16 protein-coding genes and 2 riboswitches are annotated in these 19,773 nt (G+C 67.1%); of the genes, 3 read left to right on the top strand and 13 right to left on the bottom strand.

Annotated elements, in window-relative coordinates; all coding sequences use genetic code 11:
- Positions 1 to 24: 24 nt before the first annotated feature.
- The 12 genes from gcvP to ABIA65_RS13540 all read right to left on the bottom strand — a co-directional run bounded on the left by gcvP (position 25) and on the right by ABIA65_RS13540 (position 12,375).
- Complete coding sequence (gene gcvP / locus ABIA65_RS13595) at positions 25 to 2,895, bottom strand: aminomethyl-transferring glycine dehydrogenase (protein WP_354523869.1); 2,871 nt, start codon at positions 2,893 to 2,895, stop codon at positions 25 to 27.
- 38 nt (positions 2,896 to 2,933) lie between these two features.
- Positions 2,934 to 3,057, bottom strand: a riboswitch (glycine riboswitch).
- Positions 3,058 to 3,156: riboswitch (glycine riboswitch) on the bottom strand.
- A 43-nt stretch (positions 3,157 to 3,199) separates the two neighbouring features.
- Positions 3,200 to 3,823 (bottom strand): MerR family transcriptional regulator, encoded by a 624-nt coding sequence (locus ABIA65_RS13590; protein WP_241405117.1) that lies wholly within the window; start codon positions 3,821 to 3,823, stop codon positions 3,200 to 3,202.
- Between the two features lie 221 nt (positions 3,824 to 4,044).
- Positions 4,045 to 4,539, bottom strand: coding sequence for a bifunctional nuclease family protein (locus ABIA65_RS13585; RefSeq protein ID WP_241405116.1), 495 nt, complete (start codon positions 4,537 to 4,539; stop codon positions 4,045 to 4,047).
- Positions 4,540 to 4,587: 48 nt separating this feature from the next.
- A complete protein-coding gene (gene ftsR, locus ABIA65_RS13580; protein ID WP_241405115.1) occupies positions 4,588 to 5,340 on the bottom strand; it encodes a transcriptional regulator FtsR in 753 nt (250 codons plus the stop codon).
- Positions 5,340 to 5,819 carry a glycogen accumulation regulator GarA gene (gene garA, locus ABIA65_RS13575; protein ID WP_241405114.1) on the bottom strand — a complete coding sequence of 160 codons (480 nt, stop codon included), beginning with the start codon at positions 5,817 to 5,819 and terminating at the stop codon, positions 5,340 to 5,342. Before garA ends, ftsR begins: the two co-directional genes overlap by 1 nt.
- Positions 5,820 to 5,948: 129 nt before the next feature.
- Entirely contained in the window at positions 5,949 to 6,344 is a 396-nt protein-coding gene (gcvH, locus tag ABIA65_RS13570) for a glycine cleavage system protein GcvH (RefSeq protein ID WP_241405113.1), read from the bottom strand.
- 34 nt (positions 6,345 to 6,378) lie between these two features.
- Positions 6,379 to 7,200 carry a DUF881 domain-containing protein gene (locus ABIA65_RS13565; protein ID WP_241405112.1) on the bottom strand — a complete coding sequence of 274 codons (822 nt, stop codon included), beginning with the start codon at positions 7,198 to 7,200 and terminating at the stop codon, positions 6,379 to 6,381.
- A 2-nt stretch (positions 7,201 to 7,202) separates the two neighbouring features.
- Positions 7,203 to 7,535, bottom strand: coding sequence for a small basic family protein (locus ABIA65_RS13560; RefSeq protein ID WP_241405111.1), 333 nt, complete (start codon positions 7,533 to 7,535; stop codon positions 7,203 to 7,205).
- A gap of 13 nt (positions 7,536 to 7,548) precedes the next feature.
- Positions 7,549 to 8,463, bottom strand: a complete 915-nt coding sequence (locus ABIA65_RS13555; protein ID WP_241405110.1) for a DUF881 domain-containing protein — start codon at positions 8,461 to 8,463, stop codon at positions 7,549 to 7,551.
- A gap of 3 nt (positions 8,464 to 8,466) precedes the next feature.
- Positions 8,467 to 9,117 (bottom strand): CDP-alcohol phosphatidyltransferase family protein, encoded by a 651-nt coding sequence (locus tag ABIA65_RS13550; RefSeq protein WP_241405109.1) that lies wholly within the window; start codon positions 9,115 to 9,117, stop codon positions 8,467 to 8,469.
- An 11-nt stretch (positions 9,118 to 9,128) separates the two neighbouring features.
- Entirely contained in the window at positions 9,129 to 11,432 is a 2,304-nt protein-coding gene (secA2, locus tag ABIA65_RS13545; protein WP_354524215.1) for an accessory Sec system translocase SecA2, read from the bottom strand.
- 103 nt (positions 11,433 to 11,535) lie between these two features.
- Positions 11,536 to 12,375 carry a GNAT family N-acetyltransferase gene (locus ABIA65_RS13540; RefSeq protein WP_354523868.1) on the bottom strand — a complete coding sequence of 280 codons (840 nt, stop codon included), beginning with the start codon at positions 12,373 to 12,375 and terminating at the stop codon, positions 11,536 to 11,538.
- A gap of 89 nt (positions 12,376 to 12,464) precedes the next feature.
- On the opposite strand from ABIA65_RS13540, the gene ABIA65_RS13535 reads away from it, so the two are divergent.
- From ABIA65_RS13535 to ABIA65_RS13525, 3 genes are read left to right on the top strand one after another with little or no spacing between them, the layout of a single operon-like run.
- Positions 12,465 to 14,375, top strand: a complete 1,911-nt coding sequence (locus ABIA65_RS13535; protein ID WP_241405107.1) for an ABC transporter ATP-binding protein/permease — start codon at positions 12,465 to 12,467, stop codon at positions 14,373 to 14,375.
- Between the two features lie 44 nt (positions 14,376 to 14,419).
- Positions 14,420 to 16,342: an ABC transporter ATP-binding protein/permease gene (locus ABIA65_RS13530; protein WP_241405106.1), complete on the top strand. Its 1,923-nt coding sequence runs from the start codon at positions 14,420 to 14,422 to the stop codon at positions 16,340 to 16,342.
- Between the two features lie 34 nt (positions 16,343 to 16,376).
- Positions 16,377 to 18,290, top strand: coding sequence for an ABC transporter ATP-binding protein/permease (locus ABIA65_RS13525; protein WP_354523867.1), 1,914 nt, complete (start codon positions 16,377 to 16,379; stop codon positions 18,288 to 18,290).
- Here ABIA65_RS13525 and ABIA65_RS13520 read toward each other — a convergent pair.
- Entirely contained in the window at positions 18,287 to 19,765 is a 1,479-nt protein-coding gene (locus ABIA65_RS13520) for an FAD-binding protein (protein ID WP_502919571.1), read from the bottom strand. The two genes, ABIA65_RS13525 and ABIA65_RS13520, sit on opposite strands and share 4 nt — an antisense overlap.
- Positions 19,766 to 19,773: the final 8 nt, after the last annotated feature.

The following is a 19,773-nucleotide window of genomic DNA, read 5'->3' as shown; positions in this document are numbered from 1 at the left end:
GGTAACCGACGTTCGCGGACTAGGTCAGGCGAACGCCTCGACCGGCGGACAAGAGCACACCAGATTCCGATCGCCGTACGCGCTGTCGATGCGGCGCACCGGCGGCCAGACCTTGGGCCGGAATCCCTTGCCCAGCGGATACGCGGCCTGCTCCCTGGTGTAGGGATGGTCCCAGTTCTCGACCAACAGGCTCTCGGCGGTGTGCGGCGCGCCGCGCAGCGGATTGTCATCGACCGGCCAGGCACCCGATCCGACCTGATCGATCTCGGCTCGGATGGCGATCATCGCGTCGCAGAAGGCGTTCACCTCGGCGAGGCTCTCGCTCTCGGTCGGTTCCACCATCAACGTGCCCGCCACCGGGAAGCTCATGGTCGGGGCGTGAAAACCGTAGTCCGCCAGCCGCTTGGCCACATCATCGACGGTGACGCCGGTGCTCTTGGTGATCTGGCGCAGGTCCAGGATGCACTCGTGGGCGACCATGCCTTTCTCGCCGGTGTAGAGCACGGGGTAGTACTCGTCGAGGCGCCGGGCGACGTAGTTCGCCGATGCAATCGCGGTCAGCGTCGCCGCACGCAGCCCCGGTGCACCCATCATCCTGATGTAGGCCCAGGTGATCGGCAGGATCGACGCCGACCCGTACGGGGCGGCCGACACCGTGTAGGTGTCGGTGAGCTCGTCGGCGAGCGGATGGCCCGGCAGGTACGGGATCAGGTGCGAGCGGACCGCGACGGGCCCGACACCGGGACCGCCGCCACCGTGCGGGATGCAGAACGTCTTGTGCAGGTTCAGGTGGCTAACATCGCCGCCGAACTTACCGGGCCGTGCCAGGCCAACCAGCGCGTTGAGGTTGGCGCCGTCGACGTACACCTGGCCGCCGACGTCGTGCACCGCGGCGCAGATCTCGGAGACGTCGTGCTCGTACACGCCGTGCGTCGACGGGTAGGTGATCATCAGCGCCGCAACCGTATCGGCGTGCTCGGCGATCTTGACCCGCAGATCGTCGAGGTCGACGTCACCATTGTCGCGGCACGCGATGACCACGACACGCATTCCGGCCAGGGCCGCCGACGCCGCATTCGTGCCATGCGCGCTGGACGGGATCAGGCAGATGTCGCGACGGTGATCGCCGCGGCTCTGGTGATAGGCGCGAATCGCCAGAAGTCCCGCGTACTCCCCCTGCGAACCGGCGTTGGGTTGCAGTGAGACCGCGTCGTACCCGGTGAGCTGGGTCAGCCAGGTCTCCAGGTTCGCGATCAGCGTGCGCAGGCCCGGTGTGTCGGACGCGGGCGCGAACGGATGCTGGCGCGCGAACTCCGGCCAGGTGATCGGCTCCATCTCGGCGGCCGCATTGAGCTTCATCGTGCACGAGCCCAGCGGGATCATGCTGCGGTCCAGCGCGATGTCCTTATCCGACAGCGCGCGCAGGTAGCGCATCATCTCGGTCTCGGTGCGGTACCGCGTGAACGCCGGGTGCGCCAGGAAGGTCGATGTGCGGGTGTGGATCTCGGGACCCTCCCAGTGGTGCCCACCGCGGGTGCCGCCGAACGCCTCCAGAACCTGCTCGACATGCTCGGCGGACGTCGCCTCGTCACACGACACCGAGATGTGGTCGGCGTCCACCAGCCACACGTTGATGCCACGGTCCTTGGCCTGCGCACGGATCTCCTCGGCCCGCCCGGGCACGTGGGCCAGCACGGTGTCGAAGAATGTGTCGTGCACCACGGTCACCCCTGCGGACAATAGGCCCGCGGCCACCGCGAGCGCATGACCGTGAACCTTGTGCGCGATCGAGGTGAGGCCGTCGGCGCCGTGGTAACTGGCGTACATCGCCGCCGTCACCGCGAGAAGTACCTGTGCGGTACAGATATTGCTGGTCGCCTTGTCGCGACGAATGTGCTGCTCGCGGGTCTGCAGCGCGAGGCGGTACGCCGGGGATCCGTCGGCGTCGACCGACACACCGACCAGGCGGCCGGGCAGCTGGCGGGCGTGCTTGGTGTGCACGGCGAGGTATCCGGCGTGGGGTCCACCGAAACCCATTGGCACACCGAAGCGTTGAGTGGTGCCGAAGGCCACGTCCGCGCCGATGTCTCCGGGCGGCGTGATGAGGGTCAGCGCGAGCAGGTCGGCGCCCACGGCCACCAGCGCGCCGCGGTCGTGAGCGGACGCGATCAGGTCGCTCCAGTCGTTGACAATGCCGCTCGCACCGGGAAGCGACACGATGACACCGAAGAAGTCGCCCTCGGGCAGTCCGTTGCGCAGGTCGGCGGTAACGATCTCAATGCCGAGTGGCTCGGCCCGAGTCGCCAGGATTGCCGCGGTCTGGCGGTAGAGGTCCGCATCGACGGCGAGACGGTTGGCGGAACCCTTCACCGCGCGGTGCATCAACGTCATCGCCTCGGCGGCGGCGGTGCCCTCGTCGAGCATCGACGCGTTGGCCACTTCGAGCCCCGTCAGATCCTCGACCATGGTCTGGAAGTTGAGCAGCGCCTCCAGTCGGCCTTGGCTGATCTCCGGCTGGTACGGGGTGTACGCGGTGTACCAGGCCGGGTTCTCGAGGATGTTGCGGCGCAGCACCGGTGGGGTGAGGGTGTCGAAGTAACCCTGTCCGATCATCGACACCGCGACGGTGTTGGCATCGGCCATGGCGCGCAGATCGGCCAGGGCGTGCTCCTCGGTGGCCGGCGGTGGCAGCTGATCGAGGCCGGGGGCCAGACCGTCCGCGGTCAGCGCGTCGAGAATCCCCGCGGGCAGGGCCTTCTCGGCGAGGCTGGCAAGCGAATCGACGCCGATGACCTGGAGCATCGTCGCCACGGCATCCGAATCCGGTCCGATATGGCGGTCGGCGAAGCGGGGCTGGTGATGATCGGCCGAGAAATGGGGATGACTACCGGACACGTGGACCTCTCGGGTTCAGAACGCACGATTCGTTGCGGTCCTCCCCCTCTGTCGTCGACCCGTACCGGGCGCCTGAGAGATTCGGCTACCCCCGGGGCGATGCGCGGAGGTGGCCTTTCCCCATGGGCGGGCAGGATCACCTGCCACTTTCCAGAGGCATCGGGGCCCGGCGCGGTCCTGGGTGCCTGAGAGGTTGACGGAGAGGTGTTGCTCCTTCGGCGTCCGTGACTGGCAGTCACGAAGCTCTCCCGCGCGAGGGCGATGCGCTGCTGATTCTACCGGCAGCGGCAGGGTTGGTGAGACGTCAGCCGATCTTGCGGTCGCGACTCTTGCGACGCGATGCCAGTTCATCCTCGGGTGCGGCGATCGACTCGCCGCCGTCAGCGCGCTCACCTGGGAAATCGGCGATCGCACCGGTCAGCTCGCGCATGGCGCCCGACACCGCGATGCCGAACACACCCTGACCGCCCTGGAGGAGGTCGACGACCTCTTCCGCGGACGTGCACTCATAGACGGTGGTGCCGTCGGAGAACAGCGTGATGTTGGCCAGATCCTGCACACCGCGCTGGCGCAGGTGATCGACCGCCACCCGGATGTTGTGCAGTGAGATGCCGGTGTCCAGCAGTCTTTTGACGATCTTGAGGACCAGGATGTCCTTGAACGAGTACAACCGCTGACTACCCGAGCCGGCCGCACTGCGGATCGACGGCACGACCAGTGATGTACGCGCCCAGTAGTCGAGCTGGCGGTACGTGATCCCCGCGATCTGGCAGGCGCTCGGACCCCTGTAACCGACGAGTTCGTCGGGTACCGAGTCATCGGGGAACAGTCGACCCTGAACTGGCTCGGCGGCTACGGTCGGCCCAGGCTGGACGGACGTACCCCCCGACGACAGATCTAACTGCTCCTGACGTGGCGTGTCGCCCACTGTCCATCCTCTCGCCGAATCGAACTCGCTTCGTGCGTCACAGTCGAGACCACGGTCAGCGCGTTTGCTCCAAGCTCGAACTTGTCGAGCATACGCTCCCGGCAAGGCCCGTGACCGCCTGAAGTTAGATCAAATTATGGCTGTCCAGATCGCGGTTACCGCAAACCTCGCGGCGTGTCGACATTCGTGAGACGGATCCGTGACCAACCGGCTACCTGCGCTCAAGTCGCCTTGAAGTCATCGGGCGACACGCTGTCGAGGAACTCCTTGAACTTCTCGACCTCGTCCTCGCGCACCGCGCCGGTGCCCTCCTCGTCGCCCTCGTCCGGGATCAACAGACCCGCCTCGGCGAGCACTGCCTCCTCGACATAGATCGGCACACCGACGCGCAAGGCGATCGCCACCGAGTCCGACGGCCTGGCCGACACCGTGATGTCCCGGTCGAAGATCAGGTCGGCGTAGAAGGTGCCCTCCTGTAACGCGACGATCCGGACTTCCTTGAGTGAATGGCCAAGGGCGGCAATCAGATCTCGGATCAAGTCGTGAGTCAGCGGGCGCGCCGGCTCAACGCCCTGCTGCTCCAGCGCGATCGCAGTGGCCTCCGTCTGCCCTATCCAGATGGGCAGATAACGATCGCCATTGGACTCGCGCAGCAGCAAGACCGGCTGGTTCTGCGGCTGCTCGATGCGTATGCCGACCACACGAACCTCACCCATCTGTGTACGCCCTCCGCACCGTCAAATCCGTCGAGCCGAGTCTAGTCCTCAGCGATCCAGAACGTCGCGCACCGCGGACTTGATCAACGACGTGTGCAATGTGATCGCCAGCGCCGCCACCTCACGGGCCAGGTCGTCCGCCCGATCGCGGGCGCCGGCTTTTCGGGTCTTGTCCACGGGTCCCGCGATCTGAGCGATCAGGTCGGACTGGCGGTCCGCGGCAGACCTGAACGCGCGCAGGTGGCGCGGTTCGATGCCGTAGTCGGCCAACGCCCGTGCGCACTGCAGGGTGATGACCGTGTACTCGTCGAAGAACCCGGCCGTCCCCGGCTTTACGACGCCCGCCCTGACCAGGGTTGAGAGCAGCTCTTCGTCGACTCCCGACTTGGCCAGAACATCCTCGCGGCTCAACCGGACCTGCTGCCGCGCTACCGATCTACCTGCGGCAGCGTCGGACGCGTCGGGATCAGTGGGATCGTCGGATACCGGCACCAGGCGCGGCGCCGCGTAGGCCGAACCGATCGCCGGGATCTCGCCATCGGGCTGATCGTCGAGCGCAGCCTTGATGACCTTCAACGGCAGATAGTGGTCGCGCTGCGCGGTCAGGATGAACCGCAGCCTCGCACAGTCATAAGCGGTGAAGCGCCGATACCCCGAAGGTGTGCGTTCCGGCGTGACCAGCCCTTCGGCCTCCAAGAACCGGATCTTGGAGATGGTCACATCCGGGAAGTCGGGTCGCAGCAGGTCGAGGACCGCCCCGATCGACATCCCGGCGAGCGCAGGGGTGTCGGGGGCGGTCACTAGCTGCCCGGGCTGCCGTCGTCGGTCTTGGGGCCCGTCAGGAACACCAGACGGAACTTCCCGATCTGAACCTCGTCGCCGTTGGCGAGCACCGCGGAGTCCACCGGCTCACGGTTGACGTAGGTGCCGTTGAGGCTGCCGACGTCGACGACCTGGAACTCGCCGGACTCCAGGCGGAACTCAGCGTGCCGCCGGCTAACCGTGACGTCGTCGAGGAAGATGTCGCTGTCGGGATGCCGTCCGGCCGATGTGGTGGCCTGATCGAGCAGGAACCGGGAGCCGGCGTTGGGGCCACGCTTGACGACCAGCAATGCCGAACCCGTCGGAAGTCCCTCGACCCCCGAAACGGAACTCTCGGAGCCCGCCGAGGCCGGCGCGTCCAACTCGTTGAGGAAGTCGGCACGAAAGACCGATGTGGTCTCGACCGTGACTTCATCCGAGGACTGGTCGGCTCCCGAACTGGTGTCGTTTTCCGTCACCCGCTGCTCCTAACTGGCTGCTGTGGCGATGTCTGGCACAAAGCTCGGCGCTGCGCGGCCGACCGTTGTGGGGTCACCACGACCGTACCGCGCGGGGTTGTCCGATGTGTCCACCACCGCCGGAATCGTTCATTCGTCGAGAGTGGCACGATACCCGTCCGCGTCGAGAAGCCCGGCCAGACCCTCCGCAAGCGCGGCGGCGTCGACCTGCAGGTCGATCAGCCAACCGGCGCCATATGGGTCGGAGTTGACCAGTTCGGGCGAGTCGGCCAGATCTTCGTTCACCGCAATCACTTTCGCGGTCAGCGGCGAGTACAGCTCGGATTGGGACTTCGTGGACTCCACGTTGCCGAACTCGGCGCCCGCCGTGACGTCGGCGTCCGCCGACGGCAGATCGACGAACACCACATCGCCCAGCGCCGCTTGTGCGTAGTCGGTGATACCGACCCGCACGGTGTCGTCGCCGGTGCGCCGCACCCACTCGTGCTCGGGGGTGTAGAACAGGTCGGACGGGGTCTCGCTCACGGCGCTCCTAGGTTCTGCGTGGTGGCTACGGCTGTCACTTGCCCGGCTGAGCGTATTGGCGAGGTTTCGGTTGCCGCAAGGCGGTCACGTTCACCGTGTCGGCCTGTTGCACGGTCATTGTGCCGCCGACACGTTCGACACTGTCCATCGCCCCGCCGGGAATGTTCATCGCGGCAGCAAGAGTCGCCGGATCACCAATCGCCAGAATCGAATACGGCGGGCTCATGGTGACGCCGTCGATGATCAGGCTGCCCGCGGTGCCCACCACCCAAGTATCCACTCCCACCCGGATCGTGGGGCCCCCGGATTCACTGCTCGCATCGCGGATCTCCATCGCCTCAGCCCCTGCGGCACGCAGTTCGTTGATCACGTCGAGCATCGTCTCGGGCGACACGCCGGGGGCGGTGTCGCCGATGGTCAGAGTCACACCGGGCCCCGTCGCGGCCACCGTGCCGATCAGGATGGACAGCGCGGCCAGGCGGGCCCGGGCATTCTCGATGGCGGCCTGATCGTTGCTGCCGGAGGCCTGCAGCGCGGCGAGCGTGCGCTGAAGGTCGGTGACCTCTGTGTTGAGCGCGGCCTCGCGTTGCTGCAGCGAGTCGAGCAGCACCAGGAGGTCGGCCGGTCGGGCGGTGTCCAGGGAGTCCCCCGACTCGGTCTGGCGGACCTGCGTGACGATCGCGATACCCAGTACCAGACACAGCAGGATGGCCAACGTGCCGAATCCGAGCTGTGCCCGGCCGCGGCGCAGGATTCCGGCCACACCGCTGGGCTGCAGTTCACCGATGGACCGGATGGGCTCGTCGGGCGGAAGCTCGTGTCTGCCGTGATGCTTTTCCGGGTCATGCTCGTTCATCGTCACGCTCCGAACAGCCTGCGCCGCAACGCGGCGGCGTTACCGAAGATGCGGATGCCCAGGACGACGATGATCGCGGTGGACAGTTGTGTGCCCACCCCGAGCTGATCACCGACGTAGACGATGATCGAGGCGACCAGGACGTTGAACACGAAGGACACGACGAAAACCTTCGAGTCGAAGATCCGCTCGAGGTACGCCCGCAGGCCGCCGAACACCGCGTCGAGCGCGGCGACGACCGCGATCGGCAGATAGGGCTGGATGAAATCGGGAACATCGGGGTGAAACACCAACCCGAGCACGATTCCGGCGATGAGCGCGACGATTCCGATCATGTACTTCCGATCATCAGGGGCCAAGCGGCTTAGCGAATGTCAGGTCGCGCACCGATCCGGCGGCGACGGCGAGGTCGTCGGCGGCGCTGACCTCGACCCCCACGCCGTAGGAGGCCTCCAGCAACCGCAACCGGTGCAGTCCGGGGCTGCGGTCGAACACATCTGCCATGGCGCGCGGCGGCCCTATGGCCACGACGGCGTACGGGCTGCCGATCGGCTGGTTGTCCACCAGGATCCCCCCTCCCGCCTGCCGGATCGTCACGTTGGGACCGATCCGCACACCCCCCACGGCGATGGCCTCGGCGCCGCTGACCCACAACGAGTTCACCACCAACTGCAGGTCGCGGTCGAGCACCACCTGCGGACTGCCCTGGATCCGTTGTTTGGACACGTCGGACAGGTCGCGGGCGGCGCCGGGCTCGGTGGCTGTCACGCGCAACCCCGGCCCGTGTACCTCGGTGGCCGCGGCGGCGAAATCCGCGGTGTCGAGCCGCTCGAGTAGGCCGCGGCCCTCCTCGTCACCCTCGAGACGGCTGCGCCGCTCCATCTCGACCTCTGCCGAGAGTTTGTCGCGGCGCTCGGTGGCCGCGCCCGTCGTGGTCTCCGCGGCCCGGACACTGTCGACGAGGACGTGCTGTGTCTCGCGGGTCGCAGGAGCCACGGACTGCGCCTGCGCGGCCGCCGTGGCGAACACGATGGTCACGGCAAGGCCCGCCGCCAGCTGCCAACCCCAGTCGAACCGCCCGCGGCCGGTCTCGCCGCGGGCCGCACGCCGCTCGGCGGCGGCCGCGTACCCCGGATCGAGGTGATCGGTCAGCAGCGACCTCAACAGCGACGGAACCGGGATCAGCTTGGGCGCGTCGGCGTCATGAGCATTGCGGCCCGCCTCGCGGCTGTAGCCGCCGAGTGCGCGGTCGTCTGCGGACACCGGTCAGGCTTTCCCTGCGGGCACCCGCGGCAGGGTGCGCAGCACCATCCCGACCTGGAGCAGATACAGCACGGCCGACCACAGGTACATCACCGCGCCCCAGATCACGAACGCCCACCCGCAGGCCAGGATGACCCGGCTCCACAACGCGTCCCACTGACCAAGCAGGATCAGCGGGAATCCCGACATCAGCGCGAACGTCGCGGCCTTGCCGATATAGGTCACCGGCAGCGCGGTCAGACCGCGGCTGCGCAGTACCGGCAGGGTGGCGGCCAGCACGACGTCACGCCCGAGCAGCACCAGCACGAACCACCACGGCACGATGTTGTCGATGGCGAAAGCCACCGGGACGGCCACCATGTAGGTCCGGTCGACGGCCGGGTCGAGCAGCGCGCCGAGGCGGGAGGACTGGTTGGGCACCAGCCGCGCGATCTTGCCGTCGGCCCAGTCGGAGAAGCCGCTGAACATCAGCACCGCGACCGCCAGCGCGTTGGCATCGGCGACCAGCAGCAGGTAGAGGAAGACGGGGACCAGGATCAGCCGCAGCACGCTGAGCGCGTTGGGGATGGTCAGCACGCGGTCGGTGGCGGCGTCTGGCCGGACCGCGTCACCGCCGGCCCCGGTCGCCTCGCTACTGCCGTGGGGCGCCTCCATGAGGGCCTAACCTAGCGGAACACCCCAGGCAGGCTCAGCGCCGACATGGTGTCGTCGGCGAGCGGGTTGTCGTGAATCATGTACGTCCACGTCGATGTCGGTCGGGCGAGCTTCGACAGATCGAGGCCCAGCTCGTCCTCGGTGACGTTTGCCGTCTCGAAGGTCTGCTGCGCGGCCTCGATGGCGTCCGCGGCCAGCGAGCCGAACGCGTCAACGGCCATCCGGTGGAACTCGTCGAGCGGGTTCTGTCTGCCAAGGGCACGCAGGTGGATGCTCTCGCGGATGTCGGACAGGTAGGCCTGATGGTCGGCCCAGCCGCGGTCGAGGTGGTACAGCATGATCTGGCGGCACGTCGTCTCCAGACGCTCCTCTCCGATCTCCTCGAGAAGTTGCTCGTAGCGCTTCGGTGAGCGCTCCGCGAGTTCCTCGCGAGCCGTCGGCGTGCGCAGCAGGTTCTCCCGGCGCTCGGAGATGATGGCGCGCTGCTGGGCGACCAATTGGTTGTAGCGCCACGTGTTGGCGTGCACATCGAGCAGCTTGCCCTCCGCGACGCGCTGCGCGTGCTCGAGAAGTTGGGCAGCCTTGTCGTTCAGGATGCGGCCGTCTTCATCGGTCTGCATCGGCAGCTTCTGTGGTTCCAGATGAGCGACGACGACGTCGTCCTCCCAGCTGGAGAAGAACACCGACGAGCCCGGGTCGCCCTGGCGTCCCGCGCGGCCCCGGAGCTGGTTGTCCAGGCGCTCGGTGTGGTGGCGGCCCGTACCGATGACGTGCAACCCGCCGAGATCGGCGACGGCATCGTGATCGGACTCGTCGGAGCCGCCGAGTCGGATATCGGTTCCGCGGCCGGCCATCTGGGTGGACACCGTGACCACTCCGAGCTTGCCCGCCTCGGCGATCACCGCTGCTTCCTCGGCGTCGTTCTTGGCGTTGAGCACGACCGCCGGAATGCCCGCCTTGACCAGACGCTCGTGCAGTTCCTCGGACTCGGCGACGTCGCGGGTACCGACCAGCACCGGCTGACCCGTCGCATGCACCTCGGTGATGTGCTCGACGACGGCGTCGTTCTTGGCGGCCGCGGTGATGTACACCCGGTCGAGTTCGTCGACGCGGATGTTCGGGGTGTTTGGCGGGATCGGCGAGACGCCGAGCTTGTAGAACTGGCGCAGCTGCTCGCCCGCTGCCAGTGCGGTACCGGTCATACCGCACACCGTCGGGTAGCGGTTGATCAGCGCCTGCACGGTGATGGTGTCGAGGACCTCGCCGGTCTCGGTGGTCTCGATGCCCTCCTTGGCCTCGACCGCCGCCTGCAGGCCGTCCGGCCAGCGCTGCAGCGACGCGATCCGGCCGCGCGAGGCATTGATCAGCTGCACCGCGCCGTCGCGGACGATGTAGTGCACGTCGCGCTGCAGCAGAACGTTCGCGTGCAGCGCCACGTTCGCCTCGGTCAACGTCGTGCTGACGTGCTCCTCGGAGTAGATGTCGATACCACCGAGCGCGGCCTCGAGCCTGCGGGCGCCGGCGTCGGTCAGGTGCACATTGCGCCGGTCGGCGTCGGTGTCGTAGTACTTCTCCGAGTCGTTGGACTCCACCAGGTCACGGACCAGCCGGATGATCTCCAGTCGCGGTGTCTCGCGGTGGGTGGTGCCGGCCAGGACGAGCGGCACCAGGGCCTCGTCGACGAGCACCGAGTCGGCCTCATCGATCAGCGCGACGTCGGGATCCGGGGACACCAGGTCGGCGACGTCGGTCACCAGCTGATCGCGCAGCACGTCGAACCCGATCTCGTTGACCGAGGCGTAGGTGACGTTGCAGGCGTAGGCGGCGCGGCGTTCATCGGCCGTCGAGTCGGCGGTGATCCAGCCGACCGTCAGACCCATGGCCTCCAGCAGTGGGCCCATCCACTCCGCGTCGCGACGGGCGAGGTAGTCGTTGACCGAGATGACGTGCACGCTGCGGCCGGCGATGGCGTAGCCAGCAGCGGCGACGGCGCCGGCCAGGGTCTTGCCCTCACCGGTGGCCATCTCGACGACGTCGCCGGCCATCATGCGCAGCGCGCCGAGCAGCTGGACGTCGAACGGCTTGAGGGTCGTGGCACGCTCGGACGCCTCGCGGGCGATGGCCAGGAACTGCGGGATGTCCGCCGCCTCGGCGAGATCGCCCAGTTCGAGGAGCTTCGCGGCCTTGCGCAGCTGTTCGTCGTCGAGGCCCGCGGCCTTCTCGTCGAACGCCGATGAGGCCGTCACCTGCCCCATCGAGCTGGCCTGGTCCTTGTCGGTGCTTGCACCCAGCAGCTTCCAGAACCTATTGCTCAGCCGTTTGGACGACCGAGCCTTGGTCTTGGGTGTCGGGTCGGAAGAGGTATTGGGGGCAGTCTTGGCCACGTGTCACAAGGTACGCGGCCCCGGCGCGGGCCGATCACACCGTGGCCGCGAACCCGATCACTAGCCAATCGGAGACGGGCCGGAACCCGATTCGCCGATATATCGCGTTGGGCACCGGGTTGGCGATATCGGTGAAAAGCACCACCTCATCGGCACCCATCGCCGTGGCGGTTCGCGATGCCGCCGCCGTCACGGCCGACCCGTAGCCGTGGCCGCGTTCGTCCTCGGGTGTGTACACCGGTCCGATCCGGCTCACCCCCGCCACGGGCGGCCGGATCATCGCCATGCTGACCGGGCGCCGGCGCTGGGTCCAGAGCACGAATCGGACGCCCGCCCACAGGAGTCCGTCGAGGAAGGCTCGATGCACTGGTGGCGCTGCGACCGACCCGAACGCCTCCACAAAGAACCGGGCCGTCCAGTCGGCCAGCAGCTCGACGTCGTCGGGGCCGTGTGGGCGGGCCTCCCCCGGCACCGCGGTCGGCGGCATGAGATCGCCGAGCCGGTGCAGCCTCTCCCCGGTCCGCACCTCCGGCTCGGCGCCGGTGTGCCGCTGCCAGGCTGAGGCGAATGCCTCGGCCGTGGCGTTGGGACCTCGCACCGCGCTCAGCTCTGAATGTGTTCGCGCCAGCAGGGTCACGGCCGGCTCGACGGTCGGCGCGCTGAGCCCTCCGCACATCAGTGGATGCGGCGGGGTCTGCACCGCGGCACCGGCGAGACGGCCGTCCACCCACGCCGTCAACAGCACCGCGTCGGCGGGTAGCGCCGGTGCGGCGAGGCCGCTGAGCTCGACGGTGTGACCGATCGGGTCGCGCCGGTAGAGATTCCCGGCGATCGCGGCGAACTCGGCGGCGGAGTCGTGCAGGCGTACGTCCACCGGTCCAGCTTGAGTGCAACCGGCACCGGCCTGCGGTAACTTCGCCGCGGGGGGTGCCGTCGAAATGTCCCTCGGAGGAGTTTCGTCGAATGGACTCGGAGGGTTTCAGGTCGTCCGTCGACTGGAGTCACGAGGTCGTCAACTCGGCGCTGTGGGTGGCCAAGGCCTTCGGGATGTCCGCGCTCGGCGTGTTGATCGTGCTGCTGCTGGTGGCCAGGTTCACCGAGTGGGGCCGCCAGTTCTGGCGCATCACCGGCGGCTACTTCGTCGGGCGCGCGAGCGTTCCCGTGTGGCTGGTGTCGGGGGCACTGCTGCTGTCGGTCGTCATCGCCGTCCGCGTCAACGTGCTGCTCAGCTATTACGCCAACGACCTGTTCTCGGCGCTGCAGGTCGCATTCCAGGGCAGCGGCTCGGCGGATGAGGCGCTCAAGGACAGCGGCATCGACGCCTTCTGGTTCTCGATGGGCATATTCGCCGTGCTGGCAACGGTTTCGGTCTGCCGCTTCCTGATTGACCTGTACCTGACCCAGCGTTTCGTGCTGCGCTGGCGGGTCTGGTTGACGAGGCGCGTGCTCGACGAGTGGATGGACGGGCACGCCTACTTCCGCGGTCAATTCGCGGCGCGGCCGATCGACAATCCCGACCAGCGCATCCAGCAGGACATCGACATCGTCACCGCAGGAACCGGTGAACCGAACGTGCCTGCGCACGGTTCCGGAGGCCTACTGCTCTTCGGCGCGGTCGAGTCGCTGCTCAGCGTCGCCTCGTTCGGCGTGATCCTGTGGCATCTGTCCGGGCCGCTGACGGTGCTGAGTCTGACGATTCCCAAGGCGCTGTTCTGGATCGTCATCGGCTATGTGCTGGCGGCCACGGTCATCGCCTTCTGGATCGGCCGGCCATTGATCCGGCTGAGTTTCCTCAACGAGATGCGCAACGCCACGTTCCGCTACGCGATGATCCGGCTCAAGGAGTCCGCGAGCGCGGTCGGCCTGTACCGCGGCGAGACGGTCGAACGAGATCGGTTACGCGACAACCTGTCCGATATCGCCGCGAACTATCGGCAGTGGCTGAGTCGGATGGTGCTGTTTTTGGGGTGGAACGGCTCGATGAGCCAGGTGATCAACCCGCTGCCCTACATCGTTCAGGCGCAGCGGCTCTTCGACGGTCGGATCTCCTTCGGCGACGTCATGCAGTCCGCGACCGCCTTCCAGGCGATCCACGACTCGCTGTCGTTCTTCCGCAACGCCTACGACTCGTTCGCGAGCTACCGGGCCGCCCTCATCCGCCTCGACGGGCTGACCGACGCGATCGAGCGCTCCGGCAGACTCCCGCGGCTGAGCGTGCAGAACAGCCATGAGGACGGGGTTCTGCAGCTGCGCAATGTCGACGTCCGCACGCCCGAGGGGCATTCGCTGATCAGGTCACTGGACCTGCGGCTGCATCCGGGAGAGAGCCTGGTGATCAAGGGGCCGTCGGGTAGCGGCAAGACGGTCCTGCTGGAGAGCCTGGCGGGCCTGTGGCCGTATGCCACCGGCGATGTGCACTTCCCCGTCGCCGCGGACGAGACGATGTTCCTGTCCCAGCTGCCCTACATCCCGCTGGGTGACCTGCGAGCCTCGGCGTCGTACCCGAGTGCGACGGGTGCGGTGTCCGATGCCGAGATCCAGCGGGCCCTCGTCACCGTGGCGCTTCCGCATCTGGTGATCCGGGTCAAGGAGGTCAAGGACTGGGCCAAGGTGTTGTCGGTGGGTGAGCAGCAGCGCATGGCCTTCGCCCGCATCCTGCTCAACGAGCCGAAGGTCGTGTTCCTCGACGAGTCCACCTCGGCGATGGACGAGGGCCTGGAGCTGATGCTCTACGAACTCATCCGATCGGCGCTTCCCGACGCAATTCTGGTCAGCGTGAGTCATCGGGACACCGTCGAGCAGCATCACGAGCAACAGCTGCAACTGCTGGGTGACGGCCAGTGGCGCCTCGACCGACTCACCAGGTCCATCTGAGCCTCGGAACGGCCGGTCGCGTCCCACAGGGGTACCTTGCCGGGATGGAGATGTTCACCCCGACGTTGGATTGGGGCACCGAGGTATGGACGTCGCTGGCGTGGATCGCCAAGGCTTGGTTGATCGCGGTGGTGGCCACCTTGACGATCCTGGTCCTGATCATCCGTTACACCGAGTGGGGCAGGCAGTTCTGGCGCATCACCGGCGACTACTTCAAGGGCCCGGCGAGCGTCAAGGTGTGGGCGTGGCTGGCGGCACTGATGCTGTCGGTGATCATCGGCGTCCGGCTCACCGTGCTCCTGAGCTACTACGGCAACGACATGATGACCAGCTTCCAGGTCATCGCCGCGGGCCTCGGGACCGGCAACGAAGCCGTCAAGAACTCCGGTAAGGACGGTTTCTGGCTGTCCATGACCGTCTTCGCGGTCCTCGCCACGATCTACGTGTCCAGGGTCATGCTCGACCTGTTCATGATGCAGCGCTTCATGCTGGCGTGGCGCGTCTGGCTGACCGACCGGCTCACCGGGGACTGGCTCGACGGCAAGGCCTACTACCGGTCACGCTTCATCGACGACACGATCGACAACCCCGATCAGCGCATCCAGGCCGACGTCGACATCTTCACCGCGGGCGTCGGGCCGCTGCCCAACACGCCGAACAACACGTCGGCCAGCACGCTGCTGTTCGGTGCGGTGAACGCGATCGCCTCGATGATCTCGTTCACGGCGATCCTCTGGAACCTTTCGGGCACGTTGACGCTGTTCGGCTTCCAGCTCCCCAGGGCGATGTTCTGGATCGGGCTGGGCTACGTGGTCTTCGCCACCGTCATCGCGTTCTGGATCGGCAAGCCGATCATCTGGCTGTCGTTCAACAACGAGAAGTTCAACGCCGCCTTCCGGTACGCGTTGGTGCGGTTGCGCGACGCAGCGGAGGCGGTGGCGTTCTACCGCGGGGAGATCGCCGAGCGCACCGGATTGCGGCGGCTCTTCACACCGGTCGTCTCGAACTACAAGCGCTACGTGAACCGAATGATCGGCTTCTACGGCTGGAACCTGTCGCTCAGTCAGATCATCGTGCCGCTGCCCTACCTGCTGCAGTTCCCGCGGTTCTTCAGCGGTGAGATCACGCTCGGCGCGATGAGTCAGTCGGCGTCGGCGTTCGGCAGCATCCAGGACGGGCTGTCGTTCTTCCGTAACGCCTACGACTCCTTCGCCGGGTACCGCGCGTCGATCATCCGTCTGCACGGCCTGGTCGTCGCGAACGAGGAGGCGCGCGCCCTGCCGCAGGTGACAACCGCGGCGTGTGTCGACGGCACGGTCGCGCTCGACGACATCGAGGTGCGCACACCCGACGGGCGACAGCTCGTGAAACCGCTGAGCATGCGCCTGGAAGTCGGCGACACGCTGGTGATCAAGGGCGAGTCCGGTGCAGGCAAGACCACCCTGCTGCGCAGCCTCGCCGAACTCTGGCCGTTCACGACCGGCACACTGACCCGCCCGTGCGGACCCAACGAGACGATGTTCCTGTCCCAGCTCCCCTACGTACCGCTCGGCGATCTGCGGGCCGTCGTGTCGTATCCGTGCGAGGAGGGGACCGTCACCGACGTGGACCTCCGCGGCGTGCTGGAGCGTGTCGCACTGCCGCACCTCGTGGGTCGGCTCGACGAGGTTCAGGACTGGGCCAAGGTGCTCTCCCCCGGCGAGCAGCAGCGAATCGCGTTCGCGCGCATCCTGCTGGCCAAGCCCAACGCAGTCTTCCTCGACGAGTCCACATCCGCGCTGGACGAGGGCCTCGAGTTCATCCTCTACCAACTGGTCCGGACCGAACTGCCGAACACCATCATGGTGAGCGTCAGCCATCGCAGCACCGTCGAGCAGCACCACACGCATGAACTCGAGCTGGTCGGCGAGGGCGAGTGGCGATTCCGCCGGACCAAGGGTGACACCGCGGATCTGACCAAGGTCTAGCCGCAGCACCCGCCCATGCCGGTAGCGTCCCGGCATGGAGATGTTCACCCCGTCGCTGGACTGGGGAAACGAGATCGTGGCGTCACTGTTCTGGGTGGCGAAGGCATGGGCGATCAGTGCGGTGTCGATGGTGGCGGTGCTGACCGTGCTCGCCCGGTTCACCACGTGGGGACGGCAGTTCTGGCGTATCACCGGCAGCTACTTCACCGGGCGGCAGAGCATCGTGGTGTGGGCGCTGCTGGGGGTGCTGCTGCTGTCGGTGATGATCGACGTCCGTCTCAGCGTGTTGTTCAGTTACCAGAGCAATGATCAGTTCTCGGCGCTGCAGGCCGCGTTCTCCGATGACGGAGCCGCGAAAGACGCTGCGATTAACGGTTTCTGGTTCGCAATTCTGATTCTGGTCGGTCTGGCCGTCACCGATATCGTCCGCAACCTCCTCGACGTGTATCTGATGCAGCGCTTCATCATCCGGTGGCGGGTCTGGCTAACCAGTCGGCTCACCGGGGACTGGCTCGACGGTGACGCGTACTACCGCGGCCGGTTTCTCACCGGCGATACCGGTCATGCGATCGACAATCCAGATCAACGCATCCAGCAGGACATCGACATCTTCACCACCGGCACCGGCCCGGAGACCAACACCCCGACGGTCGGCACGTCACAGACCCTGGTGTTCGGTTCGGTGCTCTCGCTGGTCTCCGTGGTGTCGTTCACTCCCATTCTGTGGAACCTGGCCGGGCCGTTGACGATTCTGGGTGTCACCGTGCCAAGGGCGTTGTTCTGGATGGCACTCGTGTACGTGTTCCTCACCACGGTCGTCGCGTTCTGGATCGGTCATCCGCTGATCAGGTTGAGCTTCCGCAACGAGGCGACCAACGCCGCGTTCCGCTACGCCCTCGTGCGCCTGCGCGACGCCGGCGAGGCCGTCGGACTCTACCGCGGTGCAGACACCGAGCGATCTGCGTTGGCGACGAGGTTCGCGGCGATCATCAGCAACTACCGGGCCTTCGTCCGGCGCAGCATCGCCTTCCTCGGCTGGAACCGGTCGATGAACCAACTCGTCAGCCCGTTGCCCACAATCGTGCAGGCGCCTCGGCTGTTTCAGGGTGAGATACAGCTGGGCGACGTCACGCAATCCTCGAGTGCGTTCCTGTCCGTGCATGACTCGTTGGCGTTCTTCCGCGCCGTCTACGACGCGTTCGCCGGCTACCGTGCGGCGATCATCCGCCTCGACGGGCTTGTCACCTCCAACGCCGAGGCAAGGGCGCTACCGCGAATGACCGTGGAGGACAGCACTGACGGCGGCGTCGAGTTCGACGGTGTGGCAGTGCGTTTGCCGGCGGGCGAGGCCATCGTTGACGATCTCGATGTCCACTTGGCGCCCGGCGATTCGCTGGTGATCACCGGACCGTCGGGCACCGGCAAGACGACGCTGCTGCGCAGCCTGGCGCAACTGTGGCCGTACGCTGACGGCACCGTGCGCTACCCGACGGGTGACGCCGGCCAGGGCACCATGTTCCTGTCGCAGCTGCCGTATGCCCCGCTGGGCACCCTACGCGCGGTGATCGCCTATCCGTCGACCGCGGATACGTTCGACAACAACGCGATTCGTGACGCGCTGGACGCCGTGACACTGGGCCACCTCACGACGCGCCTGGACGAGGAGGCCGACTGGTCGAAGGTGCTCTCCCCCGGCGAGCAACAGCGCGTGGCGTTCGCGCGGGTGCTGCTGAACAAGCCGACGGCGGTGTTCCTCGACGAGTCGACCTCGGCGCTCGACGAGGGTCAGGAGTTCGCGCTCTACACCACGCTTCGGCAGCGACTGCCCGACTGCGTGGTGGTCAGTGTCACCCACCGCGAGAGCGTCGAGCAGCACCACTCACATCACCTGGAGCTGCTCGGTGGAGGCCAGTGGCGGCTGGAGCCGCTGGCCGCGACGCCGGGCTAGGCGCCCGCCGCGTGCCGCCCCGCGCGGCGGCCGAAGAACGAGCCCTCCCCGAGTTGCGTGCCGCTGGCGTAACCCTTGCCGTCCGCGGCGATATTGGCCGCGCAGGCGCCCGCCGCGTACAGACCCGACACCGCGCTGCCGTCGGGGCGCAGCACCTCACCGTCGATCGACACCCGCAGGCCGCCCATGGTGAACCCGGAGTACATCGCGACACCGAGCGACAGGTCGAACGCGGCCCACGGCCCCTTGTCCTGTGCGGCAAGGTGTTCCGGCTGCTTGTGGAAGTCGGGATCCTCGCCCCGGGCGGCGTTCTCGTTGTAGCGCTGCAGTGTCTCGACCAGGTTGCCCTCGGGGATCCCCAGCGCCGCCGCCATCTCGGCGACGGTTTCCCAGCCGTCGATGAACTTGATCAACGGCATCTCGGGCATCTGCATGTGCGCCTCGTCCACGATGAGGTAGGCGCTCTGATCGGGCTGCTCCAACACGAATGCCGATGTGCGCGAGTGGTAGGAGTCCTCGGCGACGAATCGCCTGCCCTCCTTGTTCACGATGAGCCCGGTCAGCAGAATCTCGGGCGGGTAGGCCGCGGCGGTGATGAACAACTGGTCCAGGTTCTTGGCCACACCGCCTGCCGAGACGCCCAGTCGGATGCCCAGACCGTCGTCGTTGGGGTTGCCCAGAATGTAGGGGGCGACCAGCCCGTGGTGCTTGGTGCGGCGCTCCTGGCCCAGCGCCGGCGTGTACTTCGCGACCATGTCGGCGTTCATCGCGAAACCACCGGCGGCGATGACGACCGACTTCGCCCGGATCGACCCGGTCTCGGTGAAGTGCTTCCAGCGGACACCGCACACCGCGGAGTCGTCGACGATCAGGTTGGTCGCGCCGGTTTCGTAGCGGATCGTGACGCCGAGATCGTCGGCGCGCTTGAGCAGGAGGTCGATGACCATCGACGCGCCGCCGAGTTCACCGGGGACGGGTACGGAGTGCCCACGCGGAGCGGGCACCGCCTGCTCGCAGAACGGCCACACCTTCTCGTTGCCGGTGTAGGACAGTCCCTCGGTGCCCGGCGGGACGACGACCTTGCCCTTCCAGTAGCTCCGCTCGAACTGGAAGCCGAGATCCTCGAGCCAGTTGAAGTGCTCGACGCTCTGGTCGCAGTAGACGCGGATCTTGTCGAGCTCGGGATCCTCCGACACGGCAACGAGGTAGGCGTACATCTCATCCGCGCTGTCCGGGTGGCCGGTCGCCTCCTGGACGGCGGTGCCGCCGCCGAGATAGAAGTGGCCACCGGCCATCGACGTGGTTCCACCCGCCGCTGCCGCCTTCTCGAGGACCAGCACGCGCGCACCCGCGGCGGCGGCACTGACCGCCGCGCATCCTCCGGCGATACCGAATCCGACGACGATGACGTCGAATTCGTCGCCGCCCCAGTCCGTCACATCGGCCGCGGCGACGGTGTCCGGGACGTCCTGAATCTGCTCGT

The organism is Mycolicibacterium sp. 624 (genome assembly GCF_040548615.1).
Classification (GTDB): Bacteria; Actinomycetota; Actinomycetes; order Mycobacteriales; family Mycobacteriaceae; genus Mycobacterium.
The sequence above is the reverse complement of the archived record's forward strand: the minus strand, read 5'-3'. Positions and strand labels throughout refer to the sequence as shown.

What these genes read in the sequence shown, in the direction of transcription:
- ABIA65_RS13585 (WP_241405116.1), bottom strand. Translation starts at nt 4,539, where the DNA reads ATGGGTGAGGTTCGTGTGGTCGGCATACGCATCGAGCAGCCGCAGAAC.
- ABIA65_RS13565 (WP_241405112.1), bottom strand. Translation starts at nt 7,200, where the DNA reads ATGAACGAGCATGACCCGGAAAAGCATCACGGCAGACACGAGCTTCCG.
- ABIA65_RS13560 (WP_241405111.1), bottom strand. Translation starts at nt 7,535, where the DNA reads ATGATCGGAATCGTCGCGCTCATCGCCGGAATCGTGCTCGGGTTGGTG.
- ABIA65_RS13550 (WP_241405109.1), bottom strand. Translation starts at nt 9,117, where the DNA reads ATGGAGGCGCCCCACGGCAGTAGCGAGGCGACCGGGGCCGGCGGTGAC.
- ABIA65_RS13535 (WP_241405107.1), top strand. Translation starts at nt 12,465, where the DNA reads ATGGACTCGGAGGGTTTCAGGTCGTCCGTCGACTGGAGTCACGAGGTC.
- ABIA65_RS13530 (WP_241405106.1), top strand. Translation starts at nt 14,420, where the DNA reads ATGGAGATGTTCACCCCGACGTTGGATTGGGGCACCGAGGTATGGACG.
- ABIA65_RS13525 (WP_354523867.1), top strand. Translation starts at nt 16,377, where the DNA reads ATGGAGATGTTCACCCCGTCGCTGGACTGGGGAAACGAGATCGTGGCG.